General features: G+C 44.9%; 25 protein-coding genes. 19 read left to right on the top strand and 6 right to left on the bottom strand.

Annotated features, from left to right (window positions below):
* The first annotated feature begins 154 nt into the window (after positions 1-154).
* From QUB52_RS14620 to rpsN, 3 genes are all read left to right on the top strand, one after another.
* Positions 155-934: a Uma2 family endonuclease gene (locus QUB52_RS14620; RefSeq protein WP_265235920.1), complete on the top strand. Its 780-nt coding sequence runs from the start codon at positions 155-157 to the stop codon at positions 932-934.
* A 58-nt stretch (positions 935-992) separates the two neighbouring features.
* Positions 993-1,637: an endonuclease III gene (gene nth / locus QUB52_RS14615; protein ID WP_265235918.1), complete on the top strand. Its 645-nt coding sequence runs from the start codon at positions 993-995 to the stop codon at positions 1,635-1,637.
* 144 nt (positions 1,638-1,781) lie between these two features.
* Positions 1,782-2,084 (top strand): 30S ribosomal protein S14, encoded by a 303-nt coding sequence (gene rpsN / locus QUB52_RS14610; protein ID WP_265235916.1) that lies wholly within the window; start codon positions 1,782-1,784, stop codon positions 2,082-2,084.
* Positions 2,085-2,307: 223 nt separating this feature from the next.
* Here rpsN and QUB52_RS14605 read toward each other — a convergent pair whose 3' ends face one another.
* Positions 2,308-2,637, bottom strand: a complete 330-nt coding sequence (locus tag QUB52_RS14605; RefSeq protein ID WP_265235908.1) for a hypothetical protein — start codon at positions 2,635-2,637, stop codon at positions 2,308-2,310.
* 64 nt (positions 2,638-2,701) lie between these two features.
* On the opposite strand from QUB52_RS14605, the gene aat reads away from it, so the two are divergent.
* The 4 genes from aat to QUB52_RS14585 all read left to right on the top strand — a co-directional run bounded on the left by aat (position 2,702) and on the right by QUB52_RS14585 (position 7,819).
* Positions 2,702-3,280 carry a leucyl/phenylalanyl-tRNA--protein transferase gene (gene aat / locus QUB52_RS14600; protein WP_332972850.1) on the top strand — a complete coding sequence of 193 codons (579 nt, stop codon included), beginning with the start codon at positions 2,702-2,704 and terminating at the stop codon, positions 3,278-3,280.
* 100 nt (positions 3,281-3,380) lie between these two features.
* Positions 3,381-4,040, top strand: coding sequence for a Uma2 family endonuclease (locus tag QUB52_RS14595; RefSeq protein ID WP_265235904.1), 660 nt, complete (start codon positions 3,381-3,383; stop codon positions 4,038-4,040).
* A 250-nt stretch (positions 4,041-4,290) separates the two neighbouring features.
* Positions 4,291-6,849 carry a leucine--tRNA ligase gene (gene leuS / locus QUB52_RS14590; protein ID WP_332972851.1) on the top strand — a complete coding sequence of 853 codons (2,559 nt, stop codon included), beginning with the start codon at positions 4,291-4,293 and terminating at the stop codon, positions 6,847-6,849.
* Complete coding sequence (locus QUB52_RS14585; protein ID WP_332976205.1) at positions 6,806-7,819, top strand: alpha/beta hydrolase; 1,014 nt, start codon at positions 6,806-6,808, stop codon at positions 7,817-7,819. Before leuS ends, QUB52_RS14585 begins: the two co-directional genes overlap by 44 nt.
* 141 nt (positions 7,820-7,960) lie before the next feature.
* Here QUB52_RS14585 and QUB52_RS14580 read toward each other — a convergent pair whose 3' ends face one another.
* Complete coding sequence (locus tag QUB52_RS14580; RefSeq protein WP_332972853.1) at positions 7,961-8,791, bottom strand: SAM hydrolase/SAM-dependent halogenase family protein; 831 nt, start codon at positions 8,789-8,791, stop codon at positions 7,961-7,963.
* Positions 8,792-8,809: 18 nt separating this feature from the next.
* Here QUB52_RS14580 and QUB52_RS14575 point away from each other — a divergent pair, with 18 nt between their 5' ends.
* The 4 genes from QUB52_RS14575 to QUB52_RS14560 all read left to right on the top strand — a co-directional run bounded on the left by QUB52_RS14575 (position 8,810) and on the right by QUB52_RS14560 (position 13,087).
* Complete coding sequence (locus QUB52_RS14575) at positions 8,810-9,658, top strand: DUF3598 family protein (protein WP_332972854.1); 849 nt, start codon at positions 8,810-8,812, stop codon at positions 9,656-9,658.
* Positions 9,659-10,157: 499 nt separating this feature from the next.
* Complete coding sequence (locus QUB52_RS14570) at positions 10,158-10,835, top strand: ATP-dependent Zn protease (protein ID WP_265235894.1); 678 nt, start codon at positions 10,158-10,160, stop codon at positions 10,833-10,835.
* A 380-nt stretch (positions 10,836-11,215) separates the two neighbouring features.
* Positions 11,216-12,640: an MFS transporter gene (locus tag QUB52_RS14565; RefSeq protein WP_332972855.1), complete on the top strand. Its 1,425-nt coding sequence runs from the start codon at positions 11,216-11,218 to the stop codon at positions 12,638-12,640.
* Positions 12,641-12,961: 321 nt separating this feature from the next.
* The gene (locus QUB52_RS14560; RefSeq protein ID WP_265235889.1) at positions 12,962-13,087 is read left to right on the top strand and encodes a hypothetical protein; all 126 of its coding nucleotides are present in this window, start codon (positions 12,962-12,964) and stop codon (positions 13,085-13,087) included.
* Between the two features lie 121 nt (positions 13,088-13,208).
* Here the strand turns inward: QUB52_RS14560 and QUB52_RS14555 are convergent, their stop codons facing one another.
* Positions 13,209-13,559: a hypothetical protein gene (locus tag QUB52_RS14555; protein WP_265235888.1), complete on the bottom strand. Its 351-nt coding sequence runs from the start codon at positions 13,557-13,559 to the stop codon at positions 13,209-13,211.
* A 206-nt stretch (positions 13,560-13,765) separates the two neighbouring features.
* On the opposite strand from QUB52_RS14555, the gene QUB52_RS14550 reads away from it, so the two are divergent.
* Positions 13,766-16,144 carry a GumC family protein gene (locus QUB52_RS14550; protein WP_332972857.1) on the top strand — a complete coding sequence of 793 codons (2,379 nt, stop codon included), beginning with the start codon at positions 13,766-13,768 and terminating at the stop codon, positions 16,142-16,144.
* A gap of 22 nt (positions 16,145-16,166) precedes the next feature.
* On the opposite strand, the gene QUB52_RS14545 is transcribed toward QUB52_RS14550, so the two are convergent.
* The gene (locus QUB52_RS14545) at positions 16,167-18,626 is read right to left on the bottom strand and encodes a CBS domain-containing protein (RefSeq protein ID WP_332972858.1); all 2,460 of its coding nucleotides are present in this window, start codon (positions 18,624-18,626) and stop codon (positions 16,167-16,169) included.
* A 357-nt stretch (positions 18,627-18,983) separates the two neighbouring features.
* Between QUB52_RS14545 and QUB52_RS14540 the strand changes: the two genes are divergently transcribed.
* Complete coding sequence (locus QUB52_RS14540) at positions 18,984-19,658, top strand: HEAT repeat domain-containing protein (protein WP_332972859.1); 675 nt, start codon at positions 18,984-18,986, stop codon at positions 19,656-19,658.
* Between the two features lie 80 nt (positions 19,659-19,738).
* Here the strand turns inward: QUB52_RS14540 and QUB52_RS14535 are convergent, their stop codons facing one another.
* Together QUB52_RS14535 and QUB52_RS14530 are read right to left on the bottom strand one after the other, a co-directional pair.
* Positions 19,739-20,164 (bottom strand): PIN domain-containing protein, encoded by a 426-nt coding sequence (locus QUB52_RS14535; RefSeq protein ID WP_332972860.1) that lies wholly within the window; start codon positions 20,162-20,164, stop codon positions 19,739-19,741.
* Positions 20,164-20,391, bottom strand: coding sequence for a hypothetical protein (locus tag QUB52_RS14530; protein ID WP_332972861.1), 228 nt, complete (start codon positions 20,389-20,391; stop codon positions 20,164-20,166). The genes QUB52_RS14535 and QUB52_RS14530 overlap by 1 nt, the downstream gene beginning before the upstream one ends.
* Positions 20,392-20,524: 133 nt before the next feature.
* Between QUB52_RS14530 and QUB52_RS14525 the strand changes: the two genes are divergently transcribed.
* The 6 genes from QUB52_RS14525 (at position 20,525) to arsH (ending at position 24,881) form a co-directional block, all read left to right on the top strand.
* Positions 20,525-21,124, top strand: a complete 600-nt coding sequence (locus QUB52_RS14525) for a hypothetical protein (RefSeq protein WP_332972862.1) — start codon at positions 20,525-20,527, stop codon at positions 21,122-21,124.
* Between the two features lie 83 nt (positions 21,125-21,207).
* Positions 21,208-21,462 carry a hypothetical protein gene (locus QUB52_RS14520; protein ID WP_332972863.1) on the top strand — a complete coding sequence of 85 codons (255 nt, stop codon included), beginning with the start codon at positions 21,208-21,210 and terminating at the stop codon, positions 21,460-21,462.
* A gap of 99 nt (positions 21,463-21,561) precedes the next feature.
* The gene (locus tag QUB52_RS14515; protein WP_332972864.1) at positions 21,562-21,921 is read left to right on the top strand and encodes an ArsR/SmtB family transcription factor; all 360 of its coding nucleotides are present in this window, start codon (positions 21,562-21,564) and stop codon (positions 21,919-21,921) included.
* A 116-nt stretch (positions 21,922-22,037) separates the two neighbouring features.
* A complete protein-coding gene (locus tag QUB52_RS14510) occupies positions 22,038-23,066 on the top strand; it encodes a PstS family phosphate ABC transporter substrate-binding protein (protein WP_332972865.1) in 1,029 nt (342 codons plus the stop codon).
* A 36-nt stretch (positions 23,067-23,102) separates the two neighbouring features.
* The gene (gene arsB / locus QUB52_RS14505) at positions 23,103-24,254 is read left to right on the top strand and encodes an ACR3 family arsenite efflux transporter (RefSeq protein ID WP_332972866.1); all 1,152 of its coding nucleotides are present in this window, start codon (positions 23,103-23,105) and stop codon (positions 24,252-24,254) included.
* 6 nt (positions 24,255-24,260) lie between these two features.
* Positions 24,261-24,881 carry an arsenical resistance protein ArsH gene (gene arsH, locus QUB52_RS14500; protein ID WP_332972867.1) on the top strand — a complete coding sequence of 207 codons (621 nt, stop codon included), beginning with the start codon at positions 24,261-24,263 and terminating at the stop codon, positions 24,879-24,881.
* The last annotated feature ends 92 nt before the right edge of the window (positions 24,882-24,973 follow it).

Genomic DNA, 24,973 nt, shown 5'->3' with positions numbered 1-24,973 from the left:
TCCTTTTTACGGAGAAATTAAAATCAGACGATTCATTACTCCAATCCTGTTCCTTCTAAGTAGAGTTCGCTGTCAACGGTCAACTGTCAACTGAATGAAATCACTGATGGCTGATGAGTAATATAAATCAACCAGTAAAATAGGAGAAACAGCAATGGTTACACAACTGCAATCTCCCGAAAAATCAAAAGTTATCTACCCAGATGATAACGGAGAACCAATGTCAGATAATACTGAACAGTTTAGATTGATCGTGTGGATCAAAGAAAATTTAGAACTGTTATTTGCCAGCATGGCCGATGTTTTTGTAGCGGGAAACTTACTGTGGTATCCAGTAGAAGGAAACAACAAAATTGCTCAAGCGCCAGATGTGATGGTAGCCTTTGGAAGACCGAAAGGTTATCGAGGCTCTTACCAACAATGGCATGAAGATAACATTCCGCCACAAGTCGCGTTTGAAATTTGGTCGCGGGGAAATCGCCTGACTCCGATGCTGCAAAAACTGAGATTTTACGAACAGTACGGCATAGAAGAATATTATCTTTACGATCCGGCAAATGTAGATTTAACTATATGGCAGCGCCGAGAGGAACGATTAGAACCAATCGAACAAGTCAACGGCTGGGTAAGTCCAAGAATGGGAGTGCGGTTTCAAGTATCAGAAACTGAACTGGAAATATTCAGGCCTGATGGAACACCGTTTGTGAGTTTTGTGGAGCTCGCTCAACTTCGAGAACAAGCAGAATCAAGAGCCGAACAAGAACAGCAAAGAGCCGAACAAGAACAGCAAAGAGCCGAACAAGCAGAATCAAGAGCGGAACAAGAACGGCAGCGCACTCAACAGGCAGAAACTATGCTGGAACAAGAACGATCGCGATCGCAGGCTTTAGAAGCTCGGCTCCGAGACATGGGAATTGACCCCAATCAGTTGTAAATGACTAAGATTAAGTTCGATCGATGACTAATGACTGATGACTAATGACTGATGACTAATGACTAAAAAGTTAAGTTTAAAACAAAAATCGCTCGAAATTTTGATTCGCCTCAAACGCCTGTATCCAGAAGCCCCTTGCACTCTCAACTACGAAACTCCCGTGCAGTTGATGGTGGCGACGATTCTCTCGGCTCAGTGTACGGATGAGCGAGTAAATCTGGTAACGCCGGCGTTGTTTGAGCGCTTCCCGGATGCGGTGGCTTTGGCAAATGCTGATTTGGATGAATTGGAGCGTCTTGTGCGATCGACTGGTTTCTACCGGAATAAGTCTAAAAATATTAAAGCTGCTTGTTGGGCGATCGTCAATAAATTCAATAATCAAGTGCCGCAGCAAATGGAACTGCTGCTAGAATTGCCCGGAGTTGCCCGCAAAACGGCTAATGTCGTTCTCGCTCACGCTTTTGGTCTTCATCTGGGCGTGACTGTAGACACTCACGTCAAGCGTTTGAGTCAGCGGTTGGGATTGACCGAACACGCCGATCCGATTCGGATCGAGCGGGATTTGATGCTATTGTTGCCGCAGCCGGATTGGGAAAATTGGTCGATTCGGTTGGTGTATCACGGTAGGGCGGTTTGTAATGCGAGAAAGCCGATTTGCAATATTTGCGAACTTGCAGATTTGTGTCCTTCTGCTAATAGTTAGATGTGGCACTATTTTCAGAGATAGGTAAGATCCCTGTGGCTAAAAATCTTGTTAAGAAAAAAATAATTAAAATAAAAGCGATCGCAAATGACCAGAATATAGTAAAATACTAGATTGTGATTTATCTAAGGATATAAACAGATTATGGCTAAAAAGAGCATGGTCGAGCGCGAGAAAAAGCGCCAAAGACTCGTAGACAAGTACGCTGACAAGCGCGAAGACCTGAAAGACCAGTTTGACCAAGCTGCGAATCAGATGGACAAAATGGCCATTCACCGCCAACTGCAACAGCTACCCCGCGGCAGTTCGCGCACTCGCTTGCGTAACCGCTGCTGGGCAACTGGTCGCCCCAGAGGTTACTATCGCGATTTCGGGCTGTCTCGCAACATGATGCGAGAAATGGCTCACGAAGGTCTTTTGCCCGGTGTTGTGAAGTCTAGCTGGTAGTAAAAAGAAGGAAGTTCGGCAACGGATTTCGTAACGAATTTAACGGATAGAAGAAAGAAGGGTTTAGTTATCGTCGCGAGAGAGGGAAGAAAGAAGAAGGAATGAAGAAAAACTTATGAATAATCGGCAAGATTATATTTAGGGTCAATTTTTGTTTCAGACTTTCTTCCTTCTTCCTTCTTCCTTCTTCCTTCTTCCTTCTTCCTTCTTCCTCTTTCTTACTTCATTGGCCGCAGCATTTATCGATGCCGAGACTTTCGAGTAATAAGTCACTGACGGCATTGGCGATCGCAAATTCGCCGTAAAAGCTTTTAGAAAAATCATAAGCCTGCATTTCGGTGACGATCGCAATTACGAGGCTGCCCACATCGTTTTCGCCTTCCATACGCTGGCGGAGGTAGATTTGGGCGGCTCTTTTAGCTATTTGCTGGTTGGCGGCTTCTGGGATAAACTCAGAGTCTAGCCATGCGAGGAGTGTTTCTTGCAGCCATTGGCTTTCCTGTTCGGGGTTTTGGGCGGGCGGTAAGGTAATAGGTTTGATGGTTTCAGACATAATTATTCCTAATTGCTAATGTTGACTTTGAAAGGTTAGTGAACAAAGGACAACTGATAAATATATGCAATATGATATACCGTCAATTATACAGGGATACGCGCAAGGCTACTTCTTGATGGCGAATGATGGCGAGGAGAGTTTGGGGTGGTATTCGAGCCGGCAGCGGGCGCTGATACCGCTGGATGAGAGATTTACCTATCCGCGCTCGCTCCGTCGGGCCTTGAATCAAAATCGGTTTTCGGTGGCTGTGAACCGCGATTTTGGGGCGGTGGTTGAGGGTTGTGCCGATCGAGAAACGACGTGGATTTCTAAGGAGCTCAAGCAGATTTACTGGGGTTTGTATGAGGCTGGTTGGGCTCACAGCTTCGAGACTTGGTGCGGCGACGAATTGGCGGGTGGTATTTTGGGATTGTCTATAGGTGGCGCATTTATCGGGGAATCCATGTTTTACCGCATTCCCGAAGGTTCTAAGGTGGCGATGGTGAAGTTGGTGGAGAGATTGCGCGATCGATCTTATCTACTTTTTGACGCTCAAATGAACAATCCCCACTTGGAAAGATTCGGAGCATATACTGTCAACCAAAAACAGTACAACACTCTTTTGCAAGCAGCTTTAAAGCGCCGCTGTTCGCTATTGTGAATATTCTTGTCAGGCAAATAGCACTGCCGCGTCCTCACCCGATATGCCTACTTCAAAAAATAGTATAATCAAGCATAAATACTTCTCGGACACAACCACAATGCAAGTCACAACCGAAGAAATCATTTATCCATCCAGCGACGGTGAACCAATGGCCGAAAGTACAATTCAATACAAATTAATTGTCACCATCAAAGAAGGTTGCGAGTCGCTATTTCAAGATAACCCCAACGTGTTTGTAGCAGCCGATTTACTCTGGTATCCGGTTGAGAGAAGAAATGACATTTCTCAAGCACCAGATACGATGGTAATATTGGGCAGACCAAAAGGCGATCGAAGTTCCTACATACAATCTCGCGAAGACAATATTGCTCCTCAAGTCGTCTTTGAGATTCGATCCCACAACGACAGCAACACAAAAATGCACAAAAAACTTTCATTTTACAATCGCTATGGAGTTGAGGAATATTACCTTTACGACCCCGAAATAAATGAGTTGGAAGGTTGGCAAAGAATTGAAGGAAGCTTAGAACCAATTGAACCGATGGAGGGATGGATAAGTCCGAGACTAGGAGTGCGGTTTGAGCTGCCAGAATCAGGGTTAGAAATTTATAAACCTGATGGAGAAAAGTTTCTTTCCCCTTCCGAAATAAATGCAGAGCGACTACTAGAGCGAGAGCGTGCCAAAGCAGCCTCGCAGCGTGCCGAACGTTTAGCCGCCAAACTGCGCGAATTGAACATTGATCCAGATAGTATCTAAGCCCAAACAACGAGTAGAAACCCGGTTTTTTAAAGAAATCGGGTTGCTACAGATTGCAGTTATTTACTTTTTTCAGGACAAACGGAGAGATTTGGTCGATCGCCCCCAACGAAAATCGCATATACTACAATATATAATACAGATATTTGAGCCAAAATCCTTGGGGGTGCAAAAGAATCCTAATCGTGGCCCCATGAATGTGCAAAAATACTGAAGCAAACATTACTAAACTCTGCACGGAGCAATTGCTGTGGACTCCAAATACAACCCCCAATCCATAGAAGAAAAATGGCAGCAGATATGGGCTGAGCAAAACTTAGACCAAATGCCAGAAGATACCGAAAAGCCTAAATTTTATGCCTTATCCATGTTCCCCTACCCGTCGGGAAGCCTGCACATGGGCCACGTCCGCAACTACACAATCATCGATGTAATTGCCAGACTCAAGCGGATGCAAGGCTATCGCGTACTCAATCCGATGGGATGGGACGCTTTTGGTTTGCCGGCAGAAAATGCTGCTATCGAGCGCGGAATTCCCCCCGCAAAATGGACGTATGAAAATATTGCCCAGATGAAAGGCTTATTTCGTCGCCTAGGTATTTCTTTCGACTGGACAAAAGAAGTTACAACCTGTTCTCCCGATTATTATAAGTGGACACAGTGGCTGTTCTTGCAATTTCTAGAAGCAGGATTAGCATATCAGAAAGAAGCCGCAGTTAACTGGGATCCGATCGACCAAACCGTCTTAGCAAACGAACAAGTAGACAACGAGGGTCGTTCTTGGCGTTCCGGTGCCAAAGTCGAGCGCAAATTATTGCGGCAATGGTTCCTCAAAATTACCGATTACGCCGAACAGTTATTAAACGACTTAGACAAATTGCCAGATTGGCCCGAAAGAGTCAAATTAATGCAAGCCAATTGGATTGGCAAATCAGTCGGCGCTTACTTAGAATTTCCCATTGTCGGCATGGATGAAAAAATCGCCGTTTTTACCACCCGTCCCGATACAATTTATGGCGTGAGTTACGTTGTTTTAGCACCGGAACATCCGTTAACTCAGCTCGTGACCACGGCAGACCAAAAAGCCGCTGTTGATACCTTCATCAAAGAAGTTGCATTGCAAAGCGAAATGGATCGCACAGCCGATGACAAACCGAAGCGTGGCATCCCCACAGGCGGCAAAGCAATCAACCCTTTCAACGATGAAGAAATCCCAATTTGGATTGCCGATTACGTGCTGTACGAATATGGCACCGGCGCAGTTATGGGAGTACCCGCCCACGACACGCGAGATTTCAAATTTGCTAATCAATATCAACTGCCAATTAAAGTAGTAATTGTGGATGATGATGAAGTTCCGCTGACGGAAGCTTACACCGAACCAGGAATTATGATTAATTCCGAAAGCTTCAACGGCATGGATTCAATTAAAGGCAAAGCAGCAATAATTAAATCTGCCGAAAATTCAGGTTGTGGCAAAGCGCGAGTGCAATATCGCTTGAGAGATTGGCTAATTTCTCGCCAGCGTTATTGGGGCGCTCCGATTCCGGTAATTCACTGTCCCAAATGCGGCACAGTCCCCGTTCCACAATCGGATTTACCCGTATTGTTGCCGGAAAATGTACAATTTACTGGTAAAGGTTCGCCCTTGGGAAAGATGCCAGAATGGGTAAACGTTCCTTGTCCAAGTTGCGGCACTCCGGCGCAGCGGGAAACGGATACGATGGATACTTTTATGGATTCATCGTGGTATTTTTTGCGTTATCCTGATGCTCAAAATCCCGATCAAGTCTTTGATTCTGCGAAGACGAATGATTGGATGCCGGTAGACCAATATGTCGGCGGGATCGAGCACGCAATCCTGCATTTGCTGTATTCGCGGTTCTTTACGAAGGTTTTGCGCGATCGGGGTTTAATCAATTGCGATGAACCATTTAAACGCCTATTAACTCAAGGCATGGTGCAAGCAAAAGCCTACAAAAATCCTGTGACTGGCAAATACGTTGCTGCATCAGATGTAGACCAGGAAAATCCTAAAGATCCGCAAACTGGCGAAGCTTTGGAAGTCTTCTATGAGAAGATGTCTAAATCTAAATACAACGGTGTTGACCCCTTGGAAGTTATGGGGAAATATGGGGTTGATACGGCGCGGATGTTTATTTTATTCAAAGCGCCACCTGAGAAAGATTTGGAGTGGGATGACGCTGATGTTGAAGGGCAATTTAGGTTTTTAAATCGCGTTTGGCGCGTGGTAACAGAGTTTGCTTCACCCCCCGCAGCCCCCCCTTACCAAGGGGGGGAGAAAGATGTGTTGAGTAAAGCTGAGAAAGATTTGCGGCGGGCGATTCACACGGCAATTAAGGAAGTGCGAGAAGATTTGGAGGGTGAGTATCAGTTCAATACCGCTGTTTCGGAAATGATGAAATTGAACAATGCGCTGGCTGATGCTAAATGTAAAGATTCGCCAGTTTATGCAGAGGGAATTAACACTTTAATTTTGCTGTTAGCGCCTTTTTCGCCGCACATTGCTGATGAACTATGGCACATAATTGGTAACAGCGAATCGGTTCACCTGCAAACTTGGCCGATTGCAGATTTATCTGCTTTAATTACTGATGAAATTACCCTGGTAATTCAAGTTATGGGCAAAACGCGCGGCACGATTCAAGTGCCTTCTGGTGCTGATAAAGCTGCTTTGGAAAATTACGCCCGCGAGTCGGATTTGGCGAAGCGTCATCTTGAAGGTAAGGAGATTAAAAAGGTGATTGTGGTTCCTGGAAAGTTGGTTAATTTCGTGGTATCTGGATAAAGATCAGAAACCCGGTTTGTTGGGAGTTAACCGGGTTTCTGATACTTGGAGTTACGAAGTAGGCGGCAAAATAATGAGTCAGCTAAAAATTAGAAAACCGCGTTTTTTGAGATGGCTATCGTCTTTAGTGAAATTTTTGACGATCGCCTATATCACCTGCTGCATACTATTATTTATTCTGCAAACTCGTCTCATCTTTAGTCCCACATCTGCGATCGCCAAAACACCTGATGCTTTCAACATCCCCTACGAAGAGGTTTGGTTGCCAGTTGGCGATCGATCGCCCAAAACAGAAAAAACAGATAAAATTCACGGTTGGTGGCTGCCAGCAGCCAATCCACAGCCACTAGGAACCCTATTGTACCTGCACGGCAAGGGCTTTAACATCGGCGCGAATATCAATCAATCTTACCGCTTTCGGCAATTGGGTTTTTCCGTATTGCTGATAGATTACCGGGGTTACGGGCGCAGTCAAGGCAGTTTTCCCAGCGAAAATCGGGTGTATGAAGATGCGGAAACAGCTTATAATTATTTAGTCAAACAGCGGCAATTGTCGCCCAGCGAAATATTTTTGTACGGCCATTCACTGGGAGGTGCTGTTGCTGTAGAATTAGCAGTAGCACATTCTGAAGCTGCGGGCTTAATCGTTCAAAGTTCGTTCACTTCCATGCTGAATATGGTAGAAAGCTACAGTATAATGCGACTATTTCCAGCGAGGCTGCTGCTGACGCAAAAATTTGATTCTTTGAATAAAGTTAAATCGATCAAAATTCCGGTTTTGTTCGCCCACGGAAGCGCTGACACTTTGATTCCCGCTGCGATGAGTAAAAAGTTGTATGCTGCTTCTGGTGAACCCAAGCAAATTTTGCTCGTTGCGAAGGCTAAGCACAATAATGGAGATACTTTTTTTAACAGCAGCGAATACCGCCAAACTATTGTTAATTTTGCAAAGCAATATAGAATTAAATGAATAAGGTGTTTTTAGAACCGATCTGAAATCTAGACTTACGAATCAAGACCAAAGAAACCGGGTTTTTCACCGATATTAAAAGCTATGATGCAATATTTTTGTAAAAAACCCGGTTTCTGCCTCCACGACTATAAATGCAGATTACACGTAATCTCTGTAAATTACTTCTACCATATCTCCAAATTGTAGCTGCAAAACGGATTGAGCGCTACCGCCATTAACGGCAATTTCTAGCCAACCGTCAGAACCAATTATCGCAATTAAATCACCGGGATTGCTATCGCTGTAAGTTTTACCGCTGGGAATGCGAATTGGATCGCAACTATTGCTAATTATCACTGACCAATTGTTAGATACAATGCAATTATTCGGGATATTAGTAATTAAATTGCCGAAGCGATCGACATATTGAACGCAACCAGTCGCACCTGTGGCTGTAACGGCGCAATTTGGTATCTGTAGCTGCACTAAACTCGCAGGGCTTACCGCCCTTCCCAACTCTTCCAGCGGCACTTCATTCGCCAAATGAGCGCCCACTGCTGCGAAAATATCGCGACCATGAAAGGTGCTGCTGGGTTCGGGTATACGCCAATATTGCGAATTCGTCAACTCCACAGCGGCGATCCTCTTCGAGGGCTTCGCTAACGCACTTTCCCGACTCAACACCCCGCTAAACAACCCGTTATCAGGCCCGACAAGGAAGCAATTAGCACATTTAATTGCAACTGCGCGTCTGTTGCTACCCACACCCGGATCAACAACCGCAATGTGTACGGTTTCCGCTGGAAAATAAGCAAAAGCAGCCATCAAACAAAACCTCGCCGCCGCAATATTTTGCGAGGGTATTTGGTGCGTAATGTCAATGACTTTTAACTGCGGGTTAATTTGGGCGATCGTACCTTTCATCACTCCCACATAAACATCACTTAATCCAAAATCCGTCAGTAGAGTTATAATTCTATTTTTAGACATAAATCCAAAGGTAAGAATATGGTAGCGCAGTGGGAAAACTTTTTGCAAAACTTAGGAGAATGGCACGGTTCCTTCACTCAGCTATCAGTGCGGGGAGAGGTAATGCAAGATACTCCAAGTATTATTTCTATCGAAGGACTCAACGAGAACAAAACTGTACGATTAAAACTGCGGCGTTTCTCCCCAAATCCTAGCGGTGTCGGCGAACCCCAAGTCAGCGAACTTTTTCGAGAATATCAAACTTTGGGACGAGATATCCTATTTTTTGAGAATGGATTTTTTTCTCAGGGTACTATTCAACTAGCGCCTTTTTCTGAGTGCGGTGCCGAGTTTGGTTTTATCTACAATAATCGCCGGTTGCGCTTCCTTATGATCTACAATACCGACGGCAATTTCTCACAACTTACCTTAATTCGCGAAAAACAGCTCGATAAAAATGTCCCCGAACGTCCGCCTTTAACTGTTGGTGATTTGCTGGGAGAATGGGAGGGCGAGGCCGTGATGATGTATCCAGACTGGCGTTCTCCCGATCGTTATTCTACCAAACTACAATTGGATTTGCAAAATGGCGATCGCCTCGTGCAGAAAATCACTTTTGGCAGTAATGCTAATGTTATCAGTTCTAGTGGCAGCATTGACGGCTCTGTGATTAATTTTAAGGAAAGTGCTTCGCCCGTGCAAGTTTTGCTACTTCCTGACGGCGGTTCTTGCACTTTACCTGTCAAAATTGAACTCAGAAAACCTATATTTTTTGAGGCCGGTTGGTTGGTAGAACCTGACTTGCGATTTCGGATGATTCGCAGTTATAATGACAAAGGTGAATGGGTCAGTTTGACTTTAGTTACTGAACGCAAAATTAGTCATTAGTCATTAGTTAGTAGATACCGCCTGTGTTTTTTTATGTGCGCCTGTCATCAGTAATGGGAGCTTATCTACGCAACAGACTTGTGATAGTCTAAGGGGCGGGCTAACTTCACCAATTTCTGATATCCGATCACAACACTTTTTACTCTCACCTGTACCTTAAGTAAGAAACTTTAATTGTTTCTTTATGTTTACTCCCGTTCCGGTTCTCTTGCCTGCGCTCTACGGTTATCTCACAACCGTGTTTGCGGTTCTCTTGCCTGCGGTCTGTGGTTCTCTTACCTGTCTCTTTCAAGATACAAGGGGCGGGTTTAGCTAAAAATCACTCCTATACAAGCGAGAAGAACAAGGCAAAACCCGCCCTCCCCATCTAAAAATCACTCCTATACAAGCGAGAAAAACAAGGCAAAATCCGCCCTCCCCATCGCCCCATCTAATGTTTATTTGTACCGACCTACCTACCAATTCCAAATTACCAATTGCCCATTACCAATTATCAAATATGAAAGACACTTCTTTGAATATTATCGCGATTTCTATCTTCGCCATCACCGTTTCGATTATATTGGGCCCCCTATTCAACTTACCAGAGGCCGTACCTGCGATCGCCACTTTTTGCCTATTGGGGCTAGCCACCCTCGACAGTTTCCAGTGGCAAGGTCAAGGCGGTACAATATTAGTAGATTGGCTGGGGGGAAGTTCCAAGCAAAAGCGCGATCGCATCCTCCATCACGAAGCCGGACATTTCCTAGTCGCGCACCTGTTAGGAATTCCCGTAACCAGCTACGCCCTCAACGCTTGGGAAGCCTTCAAACAAGGTCAAACCGCCCAAGGTGGCGTCCGATTTGAAGACAAACAATTAGCATCTCAACTACAAAGCGGCAATCTTTCATCCCAACTTTTAGACCAATATTGTACCGTGTGGATGGCCGGAATAGTCGCAGAAAACTTTGTTTATGGCAGTGCACTAGGCGGCGCAGAAGATCGCACCAAAATCAGCGCCATTTTAACACAACTCCGCCGTCCCAATTCCGAAATTCAACTCAAACAAAACTGGGGTTCGCTGCGAGCAAAAAACCTCATCGAAAGTCATAAGCCAGCTTACGAAGCTTTAGTCACAGCAATGGAAGAAAGAGCAACCGTTGCTGAGTGTTGCGACATTATCCAGCAAAACTTGTAAAAACCCAAAAATGATCTCAAAACAAAATTGTTTTTGGAGTAAGATGTTACGCATTTAACTTGAATATTCGGGGCGCTGTCGGAGCAACTGCCCACAATAGTTTGATTGCTTTTTGACATACAATAATTGAAACATAGAACACTTTATGACTTCGGAATTACCAAGTATTCATGCTCAGACCGATCGCTAAAAACAACTTAGTAAGCCCGCCCGCATCTAATTTTAACAATTCTATTTCTTGAAACCATGAGTGGACCGTTGCTCTGAGCAGCGCCCTGAAAAATTAAATCCAAATGCTGCAACAGGTGATTAAGCCATAGCATGAGTTATACTCCTACTGGAAAGACTGCGCCTGCCCAAAAATCCCGAAACAAAAGTTTATGAGCAACACTTCCCCGCCTGAACCAGCGGCCAATAACCCCGAAACCAAAAAACTCAGCTTCTCCACAAAATTAGCTTACGGTGCAGGAGACCTCGGCCCCGCAATTACGGCGAATGTTCTGGTATTTTTCCTGCTGTTTTTCTTTACTAACGTAGCCGGTTTGGCTGCGGGGACTGCTAGCAACATTTTGCTAATCGGTAAGGTTTGGGATGCCATCAATGACCCGATTGTCGGGGTTTTGAGCGATCGCACATCTCATCGCTGGGGCCGCCGCTATCCTTGGATGGTTTACGGCGCAATTCCTTTCGGCATCTTCTTCTTTTTGCAGTGGATTGTGCCCAGCAAAGACCCCACGATACTATTTTGGTACTATGTGGCGATCGGCATTTTGTTTAATACAGCCTACACCGCCGTCAACCTGCCTTACACCGCCCTCACCCCAGAATTAACCCAAGACTACAACGAACGTACTAGCCTTAATAGTTTCCGGTTTACTTTCTCGATCGGTGGCAGCATTTTGTCACTAATCATAGCGCAAATTATCTTTGCAATAGTTAAAGATGATACCCAAAAATACTTAATATTAGGCGCACTCTGTGCAGTGATTTCAGTATTGCCTTTGTACTGGTGCTTTTTGGGAACCCGCAAACACGTCTTATCTCAATTAGCAGAAAATCCCGTAGACGACTATTCAACTTCCTTGCCGATAGGAGAACAGTTGCGGATTGCTTTTAACAATCGTCCTTTTTTGTACGTAATTGGAATTTACCTCTGTTCTTGGTTGGGAGTGCAATTAACTGCTTCGATTTTGCCATATTTTGTCATCAACTGGATGGGACTGCCGCCAGCAACTTTTACTCAAACCGCGATCGCCGTTCAAGGCACTGCACTCGCCATGTTATTTGTTTGGAGTAGAGTCAGCGAGCGATATGGCAAAAAAGCCGTTTATTTTATGGGCATGAGTTTGTGGATTATCGCCCAAGCCGGACTGTTTTTCCTGCAACCAGGACAAGTAGTCCAGATGTACCTGTTAGCAGTTATGGCCGGTGTGGGAGTTTCTACTGCTTATCTCATACCTTGGTCGATGATACCGGATGTGATTGAACTCGACGAACTCCAAACAGGCGAAAGACGCGAAGGCGTGTTCTATTCATTTATGGTGTTGCTGCAAAAAATTGGTTTGGCGATCGGCTTGTGGTTTGTAGGCCAAGCATTAGAACAAGCTGGATTTCTCGCCACAATTCAGGGACAGGCTGCGCCCGTACAGCCTAATTCTGCGCTGTTTGCGATTCGAGTTGCGATCGGGCCGCTGCCCACAATTGCTTTAATTTGCGGCATGATTCTCACATATTTCTATCCGATTACCCGCGAAGTTCATGCAGAAGTTTTGTTGAAACTTCGAGAAAAGAAAGCACAGAATTAGTTGACAGTTGACAGTTGACAGCGACTTCTACCTGGAAGGAAGAGGAGTGGAGTAAGGAATCGTCTGATTTTAATTTCTCCCTACAAGGGTTCCGACTTTAAACCAATTCTTTCTGGTAATTAGTAAAGTCAAAAACCAATAACTACAAAAATCTCATCTGGGCGATATCCAGAGAAATTATCGCATCACTTGCGAACTCTTTCTCTTCCCTTAGGAATCTGTCATCAGCCTCTTTCATCTGTTCCTCAAAAAAAAACAGCCAGTTGCGCGTTTCCCGCTACTATTGGTGCGATAACTCTTCTCGGATGGCGAATCACAGCGATGGTTTTAGTAAGACTGGAAAAGCCCAGAAACCGCATATTTCTCCGACATCACATCGCCCAGCGCCATCCGCCCGCTAGCAAAACCCAGAAGGCTTCAGTTTTTCCAGATGTCGATCGAGTTTGAGCGCACCAAGTATTAATTTTTATGTCGTTTTCGTACTATCGAGATCAATTTGTGATACTATAATTAGGCTGTCTAATTATATAAATTTAAACACCTATCCATATCGTCAAAAAATTGACAATTAAAAGATAAAAGCAGATTTTTGTCGGAAATTGATTCGATTCCTTGCCGTTCCAAACATCTGCCCAATGGTGTTAATTATTATATCTACGTGGAAAATGTCAAACTTTTTAGCCGATTTCGCGGGTAAGTTAAACAGGTGCTGCTGTCGTTGGTGGCGATCGCCAAAATGGCAGAGATGAGAAGGCAATACCAGCACGATCGGTAGCCCAGGTGTGATCCGAAATTGTAAAATTTTGGTAAAGTTATGGCGCGAGCTGCGGTGAAGCTCAGCGATACCAGAAAAAGTTGGCAGAGTCCCCCAGAAACCCGGAATACAAGCAGAACACAGCCGACAGAAATACAGTCGCATACAACTCTCTCTTCAGTTAGTAAAATAACTTTTGCAGCCGGCACAAGATATGAATTTAGTTATTTTTGTATACTATGTGAAAGTAGTGACAACTATTGGCAGGAAATAGAGCCAACCAACCCAGAATCTCCTGTGATATCCTGAAGTCAAGGGTGAAAGTATCAAGCAGAAGGCTCGCAGAATCAAGCTGATTTTACCAAAAAAATATGAAAGAGGTCAACATGGAAAAAGAACAGGACGCTCATATCGTACCAATTAGCAACCAGAGCAGACAGGTGCAGCAATTTCCCGTTGACGAGGGAGAAGAGTTAAGCGGGCCGCCTCAGAAAGGATTGAATCTCAAGCCCTTGTTTAGAACTCTTGGGCGACAAGCCCTAGTCATCATTGGGATTGTCGCTCTAGCAGGCGGTGGAATTTATTTTCAGATCAAGCAAAGCAAAAAAACATATCAAGGCGATTTTCGGCTGCTAGTGGAACCCGTGACAACGGAGGCAAGAATTGCTGACCCCGCTGCTCTCGCCAATCGCAGCGAGGGGGGGGGAGTGCCCAGTCGAGATTTTTTTAGTTTGGACTACGCAACTCAACTGCAAATTCTCCAGAGTCCTCAGATGCTATCGGCTATTACGAAACAAGTCCAAAAAAAATATCCAAAAATGACCGAGGAACTTCTTCAAAAAGGATTAGTCGTTTTGCGCCTCGGAGAGAATGAGTTGACGCTAACTAAAATTTTGGAAATTCGTTTCCTGGGCAATGAACCTGAATTAATTAAGTTTGTTTTACAAGAAGTTAAAAAGAAATATTTAAAGTACAGCCTTGACGAACGCAAGAGTCGTATTGGTGAAGGTGTTAATTTTATTGAAAACCAGCTTCCTGGACTTAGCAAGCGCGTAAATGACCTGAAGTCGGAGTTACAGGTGATACAGCAGCAGCAAAAAATTACCGATCCTAAAGAACAAGGCGCGCAATTGATCGTGCAAGTTCGCGCCGTAGAAACTTTAGAGTTAGAAACTCAAAGGCTGCTCCAGGAACAGAAAACGCTGTACGCTAATTTGCAAAAGCAATTAGATTTTACACCAAATGAAGCTATTGCCGCTTCAGCTTTAAGCGAAGAACCTCAATATAAAGAGTTGCTGACCAAGGTTAAGGAAGTAGAAGGTCAGATTGCTATAGAAACAGCTCGTTTTAAATCTGCTAACCCGATAGTGGAAGCTTTAGAGCGCAAGCGGGCAAATTTAGTAGCTTTGCTCAACCAGCAAACGGAGCGAATTTTGGGGCAAAATTTAGTAGGCCCTCAAGCCAATGCTAAAGTTCAGAATTTTCAAAATTCGATTCGCATAGGTTTGATCAAACAATTGGTTGATACTGCTAACCAAGTTCAAGTTTTAGAAGCTCGCAGTCAGGCGATCACCCAAACAAAAAATGATTTGAGCCGACAAGCAAGAGAATTTCCCAGTATAGCTCGTCGCTACAACGAACTGCAACAGCAATTAGACATAGCAGCCCGCACCCGCGATCAACTTTTAACTCAGCGAGAAACTCTGCGCGTCCAAGCAGCTCAAAGCCAAGTACCTTGGGAAATAATTTCTGAGCCGCAGATACCGCGAGAGCCTAAGAGTGGCGAATATATTCCCGTGGCCTCGAAAAATGCCAACAAATTTTTCATGGCAATTGTTGGGGGGCTAGTTTTGGGTGTGGCCGTGGCTATCCTGATTGAAAAGTTACGCAATATTTTCTACTCTGCTGATGATGTTAAAGATGCGTTTGATCCACCTTTATTGGGAGTGATTCCTCGGGACAAAAATGCTAAAAAATTTCCGCCTTCTATTGCTAATGCCTATGCTTATCTTGAAGGAAAAGAGGGGGATAAAAAAATAGCTTCCGAATTTATAGAAGCTTTTGACTCTCTTTATACTAATATCCGTTTTCTTTCTTCAAATCGAACTATTGGATCTTTGGCAGTTGGTTCGGCTACAGTTGGCGAAGGCAAATCTACCGTTGCTTTAAACCTAGCCCACGTCGCAGCGCTGGCGGGCCAGCGAGTGCTGTTAGTAGATGCCGATTTGCATTCGTCCAGCTTGCACTTGCTCTTGGGACTGCCTAATATCAAGGGATTGAGCAACTTGCTCGACGACAGTAAACACGAACCCAATGAAATTATCCAGCGATCGCACCTAGCAGATAATCTGTTTGTATTAACTGCCGGTCTTCCTGTCCCCGGTACTGCCAGACGGCTTGCCTCATCTCAGATGCAGTATTTGATGGAAGAACTGCACGCAACATTTGACTTAGTTATCTATGATACGCCGCCGCTGGTTGACAGTAAAGATGCGAATTATTTAGCGGCGCGCACCGATGGAATACTGATGGTTGTATCAGTTCGCCAGGTCAAGTTTTCTGTAGTCAAAACAGTTTTCAGTCAATTAGAAAATTTTGGCATACCCTGCTTGGGCACCGTTGCGAATCACCCCACCAAAGGCAAGAAGTATCAAGTATCTAAATCATCACTTGTGGAAGATAAAAATGAATATTTGAATTTTGTACCAGTAGAGTCTGGCATCCGCAAACTAGCTCCCAAAAAAGAGTGAGAGCAAAAAAGATGACGGCGGACTAATTCTCATCCTGGTTAATAGGAAATGTTACGGTAAAATTAGTCCAGCCATTGCTGCTTTCAACCTCAATTTTTCCCTGCAACTGTTCGATAAGTTTTTGCACCAAAGCTAAACCCAAACCTGTACCTCCTTGTTTCCAGGGATCGGCGTTGGGAACTCGATAAAATTTCTCAAAAATTCGAGGCAATTCCTCTATCGAAATAGACGATTGATTGCTGAGTGTAAATTGAATTTCGGAAGCCAGAACACTTGCTTGTCGCGGATTTTTCTCGATTCTTCCTTTTTCCCAGTCTCTCTTTTTGCACTCAACTTTCAAAGAGATTTCGCCGTCATTGGCAGTATATTTACAGGCATTGTTGAGGAGTTCTGCTAAAATTCGTCCTAAACTAGCGCGGTTGGAACTGATCGTGGGGAGGTGGCGATCGCACTCGACTCGCAAATGCTGGTGGCGGTTCTGGGCCCTGGTGTAAAATGGCTCGATAATCGCAGGCAGCCAGATTTCTAAGTTTACTGGTTCGAGGTCGATCGGGCAAGCGGCTGCTTCGAGGCGCTGCAAATCGAGCAAAGCATTAATCAAATCGGTTTCTCTAGTACATTCTGTTTCTAAAATTTCTAAATAAATCTGCCGTCTGTCTGGTGTGGGAGAAACTTTCAGCATATGAATAGCCATTTTCATATTAGCTAAAGGCGTGCGTAGTTCGTGAGAAACTGTGCTGAGAAATTCATCTTTGAGAACGTTTAAATGCTGGAGTTCCTGCACTTTTTGCTGCAATTGGGCGGTGCGTTCTTGGACTTGGCGTTCGAGGTCGGTGTTGAGATTTTGTACTTGCTGGTAAAGTTGGGCTTGCTGAATGGCGATCGCGATTTGAGTTGCCAGTTGCAGCAGCAAATCCACTTCCGAAGGTTGCCAATGTCGCGATTTAGAACACTGATGGACGCACATCACGCCCCACAAATTGCTGTCTTGCAAAATTGGTACAATCAAATAAGCTTTGATTTGCGCTTGCTGCAAGCGCGCAGATGTTTCGGCATTTAAATTAGCTTGCTCGATGTCGGGGACGGCGTATATTTCCTGTTCGATCGCCAGCGAAGATTCATGCCACATTGTATCTGGCATGATTTCTCCCAAGATTGAAGACCATTTCGAGGCAACGGATTCTGCCACGACAATGCCCAAATCCTTCGACTCCAAACGCATGATCGCTACTCTGTCGGCTTGCAGAACTTGCCGGACTTCATCGACGCTGGCGTTGAGAATTTCTTCGAGGTTTAAGGATTGGTGAATCCGCAAGGAAATTTGAGTTAACAGCCGATCGCGCTGCACCTGTTCGTGGAGTTTGGCAGTCCGTTCGCGCACCTGCTGTTCCAATTTGGCATTGCGGCTTTGCAGCAGTTCCAATTTTTCTGCTTGTAGTTGATAAACCGACTGCTGCAACTGTTTGACAACTCGGTACATTTCTGTCGGATCGAGGACTCGGAGCAAGTTGGTTTGGGTAATAATTCCCAACAGTTCTCCGCGCCCTCCGCACACCACCAACCGCTGCACTTCTTGCTGCTGCATTTGTTTGTGCGCCGTCCACAGGGAATCGGAAGGTTGCAGAAACTGCAGGGGAGTTCTCATCACTTCTTGAGCTGGGGTTTGCTCGAAATTTACTTCAAGAAACAGTGCCTGCACGATGTCGTATTCGGTAATAATTCCCAGAGGTTGCTGAAAGGAATAGTGAAAAATGGAGGTATAGTCATCTTTGGGCTTCTCCATTGTCAATTCTTTGTTTTTTGTAATGACTACACAACTGACTTGATGCTCTGACATCAGTTCGGCTATGCTCAGCAGCGACGCGGTGTGGGGCGCTGTAATTGGCGTAGTCATCAATTCTGCTACCCGCCGCAATTTCAGAATGTTGGAAGGTTGCAATACTTGGCGAATTCTTTCCCTGGTGAGCACTCCTACCAAGTGCTGGAATTCATTGACGATCGGCAAATAGCGAATTTTGTGCTGGCGAAATAAGGATAAAGCGCCGAACACGTCTTGATCCTCGGATGCTGTGAGGACAACCGACACCGGAGACATGATGTCGGAAATTGGTATTTTGTGCAGGGCTCTTTTTTTGTGAGTGTCTATTTTGCCAGAAGCGATCGGCCTCACTAAGTCGGCGGGAGTTAATATCCCCAGTAACAGCCCGCGGCTGGGGTTGTCGGATAAGTTGTCTGTGGTAATAGTCTGCTGGTCTTGCACCACGAGCACGCAGGAGGCCCGCACCTGTTCCGGCGGGGAGATTTCGGTCATCGCCCCCGGTTCTGAGGGTAAAGGTGTTTTGGTGAGGGGACAACTATTTTCCAACTGACTCATCAGGGCGATCGCCGCTGCTAAGGAAGTTTCTGGTACGGCGGTTAGCGGGTAGCGGTCGATCGCCTGTTCTAATGCTGAGGAGTAAAAGGGTGGGTGGTAAAAGGACATAATTGATGGGGCAGGTTGTCAGAGGGCGGCTAATACCATTTTTGATTGTGGATGGGGAATGATTGATTGTATAAGGGTTTGGAGCGCGGGCTACCGAGTTGCATTTTTGGGAAAACTGGTATAAATATCGGCAAAGCGTTAGGGAATGACAGAAACACCAGAAACACTTAGCCTGTGCTTGGGATTTTAATAATAGACTTTCTAATTCATTATTTCCATTAATCCGAGCTTTCGATCGATAGTGCGATCGGTTTGCAATCTCAGATGGGGGCGGTTTTTACTGCCTGCTTTTAACCGGAGACTCACTTATAATCAAAATAACCAGAATGTAAAGTTTTACTACAAGATTTACTGATAATGACAACTTTAAGCTTAGAGCAAATTGCAGCCAAGTTAGAAAGCGAAAATTCTGCCGATCGCATGGTGGCCTTGGCTAACTTGCGGAACGTCCCTGCAGCAGAGGCTGTACCTTTGATTAAAAAGGTGTTGAATGATGAAAGTTTGCAAGTGCGATCGATGGCTGTGTTTGCTCTCGGAGTCAAACCGACAGCAGAGTGTTATCCCATTTTAGTCAAATTACTAGAAACTGACCCGGATTACGGCATTCGCGCTGACGCTGCGGGTGCTTTGGGCTATCTGGAAGATATCAGAGCTTTTGAGGCTTTGGTGCGGGCTTTTTACGAAGATACTGAATGGCTGGTGCGCTTTAGTGCGGCGGTTTCTCTGGGAAATCTCAAAGATCCGCGGGCTCGCGACGTGTTGCTGAAAGCTCTCGAATGCGAGCAAGTGGTGATCCAGCAGGCGGCGATTTCGGCTTTGGGGGAAATTAAGGACATTGGCGCGATCGATCGCATCCTCAACTTTGCTCAGTCGGAAGATTGGCTGATCCGCCAGAGGCTGGCTGAAGCTTTGGGCAATTTGCCGAGTGTTAAAAGCGTTTCGGCTTTGAAATACTTAGAAAAAGATAGCAATTCTCAAGTATCAGAAGCGGCAACAATTTCTCTCGATCGCCTTTCCAAAGCAGAAGAGTAACAGATATTTTCTACCTTATTTTGTAAGTGTTTCATTTCCGCGCTTTGAAGCCGGGATGAAACACCGATCGCCTAATTGATTTAGCCCTCTGCTAGGTCAACCGATTTCTCAGTTCTTGAGGTGAAAAAACGGGAATCGGCAAAGAGTGCGAATCCATTTATATCACGGGTAACGATCGCCTCTAACTCTAACTCGATCGCACACGCTATCTGCACCGCATCTTCAAAATCCGGCAATTCCAGCGCAATCGCTTGCTCCAGAACCTCTCGATCCACCGCACAAATTTCCATCAATGCCAACAGTCGAGTTACGGCGGCAATCGCAGATTCAGAACTCTTGGTTTGTCGTCCAACCAAATAATGCACATCCGTAACCGTTGTCGCCGACATAAACCCTTCAACTCGCCCTGATTCAACTGCATTCAGTAAAAAAGCAGCATCCGCTACAAAAGGTTCGCGGGCAAGCATTGCATCCAGTAAAACATTGGTATCGAATAAAACTTTCATCACAGATATTTTTGCACTAACCGCTCATCTAACATTGCCTTTACTTCGACATCTGTAGGTGGTGGCGCATCCGTTTTCGCAATGCCAATTAAACTAGCGGCTAAACCCTTCGGTTTTACCTTCGATCGGGGTTTCGGTTGGAGCGATCGCATCAAGGCATCGATCAACTGCCATCGCTCCTCGGCCGACAACCTCAGTGCTCGGTCTTGAAGTTCGCGTAACGTCATAGTAATTGTTTTTGACAGAAAGCATTGGACAATCAGGCAAGTATATAAATACCCCCGCTTCAAAATTTTAGCGCCTAAAGTGATATAATGTTAGCTGCTTAAAAACACTTAATTTTTCGGGAGAGGGAGTTAAATGCCCTACAGTCAATTTAGCGTCGAACAAATCAAGGCAACTTTCGGCATAACTTTTACTAGAACGGTTGGCTTGTTTGCCAATATCCCTGAAATAGAACCCAGCAATTTTTTGCAAGAAACTTTGCAATTCAATCTGCCTTTAGCATTAGAAATTAATTCCGAGAAAGCTCGCTCCGAGCTAATTGTCGCGCCAATATTAGTTGAAATCAAAAAAATGCTACCGGAACGGATGAGTTTATTTTCAGGTCGAGAATTCAATGTAGACGCTGCTAGGGGTTTGAGCGGTTATTGCGATTTTTTAATTAGCCGATCGCCCGAACAGCTAGTCATTGAATCCCCAGTAATCGCCTTGGTTGAAGCAAAAAACGACAACATTCAATCCGGCTTAGGACAGTGCATGGCAGAAACGATCGCAGCACAAATATTTAACCAGCGTCACGAAAATGATATTCAGACAATTTATGGAGTTGTGACAACTGGAAGTATCTGGAAATTCTTTAAGCTAAAAGGAATTGCGATCGAAATTGACACAGACGAATATTTTATCAACAATGTTGCTAAAATCCTCGGTATCTTAATAAATTTTATCGAGTGTTGAGTAAATCCAGAATTTATTATTTAAGCTGCGACGGCAAATCGCAAGTTAAAATAGTTGTTGATATCCTTTAACCAAAGCCAGCCATGAATCAAGCACCCAATCCTTTTAACTCAAATCCATCGAATCCGCTAGACCCCTTGGATCAAGAACTTGACGAGCAAGGTCAAGAGTTACCGAGCCAGTACCACCCGGCTACTAAAAAAACTCTCCAAAAAGGCTTTCTCATCCTGGTAGTTGTTGGGGCAATTATTGGGGGAATTTTATCTATAGGGGTGATTTCGCTGCTGCAAAAAGCCGGACTTACTGATGTGCCGGCGCGGGTACAGACTCCGAAGTAATATCGACTCGGAAGGATCTGTCGATGCTAAATGCACCAATGTTTTGGGATGAAGCTTGAGAAAATATGATGTTTTGTATGGATTTTTTCAAAATAATTGATGCTTAAAAATTCGACAGCCAAGCCCGATCGCACTCCACAACCCCCAATTGAGCAAAAACTGGTCTCCGCAGGCTTTCACGCTCTTTCTGACCCCCTGCGGATTCAGATTTTGGAGTTGCTGCGGGAACAGGAGTTGTGTGTTTGCGATTTGTGCGATCGGCTTTTGGTCTCTCAGTCCAAACTCTCTTTTCACCTCAAAACCTTGAAGGAAGCAGCTTTAGTCCGCAGCCGCCAAGAAGGCCGCTGGATCTACTACAGCCTCAATTTAGCTCAGTTTCTCGCCCTGGAACAGTACCTGTCGGACTACCGCCGATGCGGCCAGATTCTGCCGGCGCGCCCCTGTTCCGACGCAGATTAATCAATCAACATTTCTTAATGCGTTTATTGTCTGTTTGTCTTCTACCATACTTGACATATCAACTTTTATTGATATGATGCAACTGTACCCCTTAGTTATGGCATTGGGTGAGGTCAATGAACCCAGCAGAAAAGCCCAAGGTTTTCGCACTAAGTATAATTGCTTTGACAATAGGTGCGATCGCGCTCCTTAACTCCTGCACTCAAGTCCAGTCGCAAGAGTCGCAAAGCATTAAAATTGACGGTTCCAGCACTGTGTATCCCATTACGGATGCGATGGCCAAAGAATATCAAAATACGCATCCCAAAAAAGCACAAATTACTGTTGAATTTTCCGGCACTAGCGGTGGATTTAAAAAGTTTTGTGCTGGCGAAACTGACATCAGCAACGCCTCGCGACCCATCCGGCCCGGTGAGATGGAAGCCTGCAACAAAGCTGGCATCCGCTACTACGAATTGCCAGTCGCATTTGACGCGCTCACAGTAGTAGTCAATCCCAAAAATGACTGGGCAAAAGACATTAGTGTAGAGGAATTGAAAAAGATTTGGGAACCAGGAGCCCAAGGAAAAATTACTAGCTGGAATCAGATTCGACCAAATTGGCCAAATCGACCGATAACCCTCTACGGTGCAGGCAAAGATTCCGGTACATTTGACTACTTCACAGAGGCCATAGTGGGTACTGCTAAAGCCAGTCGCACCGACTATACAGCTAGTGAAGATGACACAGTTTTAGTGCAGGGAGTTATTAAAGACGAAAATGCTTTGGGTTACTTTGGATTTGCCTATTACGAAGACAATCAAAGTAAATTGAAAGCTGTAGCTATTGACAGGGGTAAAGGAGCCGTGCTACCGTCGCGCGAAGCTGTAGAAAAAGCTCAATATAACCCCCTGGCACGACCTCTATTTATCTATGTCAACTACAACTCTGCTCAAAAGAAAGTAGAGGTACGCAACTTTGTAGAATTCTACATGAAGAAAGCTCCGACCTTAGTTAGTTCTGTGGGTTATATTCCTTTACCCAAACAAGGTTATCAACTAATTTATCAGCACTTCTACAATGGCAAGGTGGGGACAGTGTTTGGTGGCAAGGCTCAGCTTGACTCGACGATTGAGGAGTTATTGCGACAGCAGGCTAAATTTTGATTTTTTCTCATGAATTTTCACTGACCAGTTAACTAAATGAACCATCCTCAAGCAACTAACTCACCTGTCCAAGCAGGAAGCAAGCTCAGTTTTTTTGAAAGATACCTCACCCTTTGGGTATTCCTTTGCATTTTAGGCGGTATTATTCTCGGTAAATTATTCCCCAGCGTCGCCGTCACCCTTGATGCTATGAGCGTTTATCAGGTGTCAATTCCTATTGCCATTTGTCTATTTTTTATGATGTATCCCATCATGGTAAAAATTGACTTTACCCAAGCGGCAAATGCAGCGCGAACGCCCAAACCAGTGATCTTAACATTAGTCGTCAACTGGCTCATCAAACCATTGACAATGGTAGCCTTTTCTCAGTTTTTCTTGGGTTGGCTATTTCGCCCCCTCATTACAGGCACCGAAATAATTGGTGGCAGTGAAGTTTCCATCGCTAGTTCCTACATTGCGGGTACAATATTATTAGGAATTGCCCCCTGTACTGCGATGGTTTTAATGTGGTCATATCTCTCCTACGGCAATCAAGGACATACCCTCGTTATGGTTGCTGTTAATTCCCTAGCCATGCTGTTTTTATATGCACCACTAGGCAGATGGCTGTTAGCAGCAAATGATTTAGTTGTTCCTTGGCAGACAATAGTATTGTCTGTATTCATTTATGTCGGTTTGCCCTTAGCGGCCGGAATGTATAGCCGTTTCTGGATTTTCCAACATAAAGGGCGAGAATGGTTTGATCGAGAGTTTATGCAATATCTGAGTCCAGTTGCTACGGCTGCTCTTTTGATTACGCTAATTCTTTTGTTTGCCTTCAAAGGAGAGTTGATTATTAACAATCCTCTGCACATTCTTTTAATTGCTGTGCCTCTGTTTATCCAGACAAACTTCATTTTCCTGATTTCTTATGTAGCAGCTTTAAAACTCAACCTGTCCTACGAAGATTCAGCACCTGCCGCGCTGATTGGGGCTAGCAATCATTTTGAGGTAGCGATTGCTACGGCTGTCATGCTTTTTGGCTTAAACTCAGGTGCAGCATTGGCCACAGTTGTCGGTGTTTTAATTGAGGTTCCAGTGATGTTAATGTTGGTAGAAGTCTGCAAGCGAACAGCATTTTGGTTTCCCCGAAAACCAGAAACTGCCTCGCTGCGAGACCCTCGTTGTCTTCCCAATTCCAATTGCTAGAATCTCATGAACGAATTTACTCATAAACCCCGAATTCTGTTTTTATACGGCTCTTTGCGAGAGCGTTCTTACAGCCGTTTGTTGGCGGAAGAATCGGCTAGAATTATTCAAGATTTTGGTGCAGAAGTTCGGTTTTTTAACCCTCTTGAATTGCCGATTTATGGCAGCGTTCCCGATACGCATCCGAAGGTTCAAGAATTGCGGGAATTGAGCTTGTGGTCGGAGGGTCAAGTGTGGTCGAGTCCAGAAATGCACGGCAATATTACGGGGGTTCTGAAAAATCAAATTGACTGGATTCCTTTAACTATTGGGGCTGTTAGACCGACACAAGGCCGCACTTTGGCGGTGATGCAGGTTAGTGGCGGTTCTCAGTCTTTTAATGCTGTTAATACTTTGAGGATTTTGGGCCGCTGGATGCGGATGTTTACGATTCCGAATCAGTCTTCGGTTGCTAAGGCTTATCAGGAGTTTAATGAGGATGGGACGATGAAGGATTCGCCTTTTCGCGATCGCGCGATCGACGTAATGGAGGAACTTTATAAATTTACCATGTTGTTGCGGGAGCAAACGGACTATTTGACCGATCGCTACAGCGAACGCAAAGAACAAGAATCACACGGCGATTGAAATCGCAACTACACAGACAAAACCCGCCTCCGCGGGTTGAAGAATCACCGGGCGATTGAAATCGCGGCTACACAGACAAAACCCGCCTCCGC

It is taken from the genome of Microcoleus sp. A6-C6 (assembly GCF_036705955.1).
In the GTDB taxonomy this organism is placed as follows: Bacteria; Cyanobacteriota; Cyanobacteriia; order Cyanobacteriales; family Microcoleaceae; genus Microcoleus.
The sequence above is the reverse complement of the archived record's forward strand: the minus strand, read 5'-3'. Positions and strand labels throughout refer to the sequence as shown.

Excerpts from the sequence above, each read along its gene's own strand:
- QUB52_RS14535 (WP_332972860.1), bottom strand. The coding sequence starts at position 20,164 with ATGAAAGTTTTATTCGATACCAATGTTTTACTGGATGCAATGCTTGCC.
- QUB52_RS14520 (WP_332972863.1), top strand. The coding sequence starts at position 21,208 with ATGAATCAAGCACCCAATCCTTTTAACTCAAATCCATCGAATCCGCTA.
- QUB52_RS14565 (WP_332972855.1), top strand. The coding sequence starts at position 11,216 with ATGAGCAACACTTCCCCGCCTGAACCAGCGGCCAATAACCCCGAAACC.
- QUB52_RS14540 (WP_332972859.1), top strand. The coding sequence starts at position 18,984 with ATGACAACTTTAAGCTTAGAGCAAATTGCAGCCAAGTTAGAAAGCGAA.
- rpsN (WP_265235916.1), top strand. The coding sequence starts at position 1,782 with ATGGCTAAAAAGAGCATGGTCGAGCGCGAGAAAAAGCGCCAAAGACTC.
- QUB52_RS14530 (WP_332972861.1), bottom strand. The coding sequence starts at position 20,391 with ATGACGTTACGCGAACTTCAAGACCGAGCACTGAGGTTGTCGGCCGAG.
- QUB52_RS14515 (WP_332972864.1), top strand. The coding sequence starts at position 21,562 with ATGCTTAAAAATTCGACAGCCAAGCCCGATCGCACTCCACAACCCCCA.
- QUB52_RS14560 (WP_265235889.1), top strand. The coding sequence starts at position 12,962 with ATGGTTTTAGTAAGACTGGAAAAGCCCAGAAACCGCATATTTCTCCGA.
- QUB52_RS14620 (WP_265235920.1), top strand. The coding sequence starts at position 155 with ATGGTTACACAACTGCAATCTCCCGAAAAATCAAAAGTTATCTACCCA.
- QUB52_RS14550 (WP_332972857.1), top strand. The coding sequence starts at position 13,766 with ATGAAAGAGGTCAACATGGAAAAAGAACAGGACGCTCATATCGTACCA.
- QUB52_RS14595 (WP_265235904.1), top strand. The coding sequence starts at position 3,381 with ATGCAAGTCACAACCGAAGAAATCATTTATCCATCCAGCGACGGTGAA.
- QUB52_RS14525 (WP_332972862.1), top strand. The coding sequence starts at position 20,525 with ATGCCCTACAGTCAATTTAGCGTCGAACAAATCAAGGCAACTTTCGGC.
- nth (WP_265235918.1), top strand. The coding sequence starts at position 993 with ATGACTAAAAAGTTAAGTTTAAAACAAAAATCGCTCGAAATTTTGATT.
- arsH (WP_332972867.1), top strand. The coding sequence starts at position 24,261 with ATGAACGAATTTACTCATAAACCCCGAATTCTGTTTTTATACGGCTCT.
- aat (WP_332972850.1), top strand. The coding sequence starts at position 2,702 with ATGCAATATGATATACCGTCAATTATACAGGGATACGCGCAAGGCTAC.
- QUB52_RS14605 (WP_265235908.1), bottom strand. The coding sequence starts at position 2,637 with ATGTCTGAAACCATCAAACCTATTACCTTACCGCCCGCCCAAAACCCC.
- QUB52_RS14575 (WP_332972854.1), top strand. The coding sequence starts at position 8,810 with ATGGTAGCGCAGTGGGAAAACTTTTTGCAAAACTTAGGAGAATGGCAC.
- arsB (WP_332972866.1), top strand. The coding sequence starts at position 23,103 with ATGAACCATCCTCAAGCAACTAACTCACCTGTCCAAGCAGGAAGCAAG.
- QUB52_RS14555 (WP_265235888.1), bottom strand. The coding sequence starts at position 13,559 with ATGCGACTGTATTTCTGTCGGCTGTGTTCTGCTTGTATTCCGGGTTTC.
- QUB52_RS14545 (WP_332972858.1), bottom strand. The coding sequence starts at position 18,626 with ATGTCCTTTTACCACCCACCCTTTTACTCCTCAGCATTAGAACAGGCG.
- QUB52_RS14510 (WP_332972865.1), top strand. The coding sequence starts at position 22,038 with ATGAACCCAGCAGAAAAGCCCAAGGTTTTCGCACTAAGTATAATTGCT.
- QUB52_RS14570 (WP_265235894.1), top strand. The coding sequence starts at position 10,158 with ATGAAAGACACTTCTTTGAATATTATCGCGATTTCTATCTTCGCCATC.
- QUB52_RS14580 (WP_332972853.1), bottom strand. The coding sequence starts at position 8,791 with ATGTCTAAAAATAGAATTATAACTCTACTGACGGATTTTGGATTAAGT.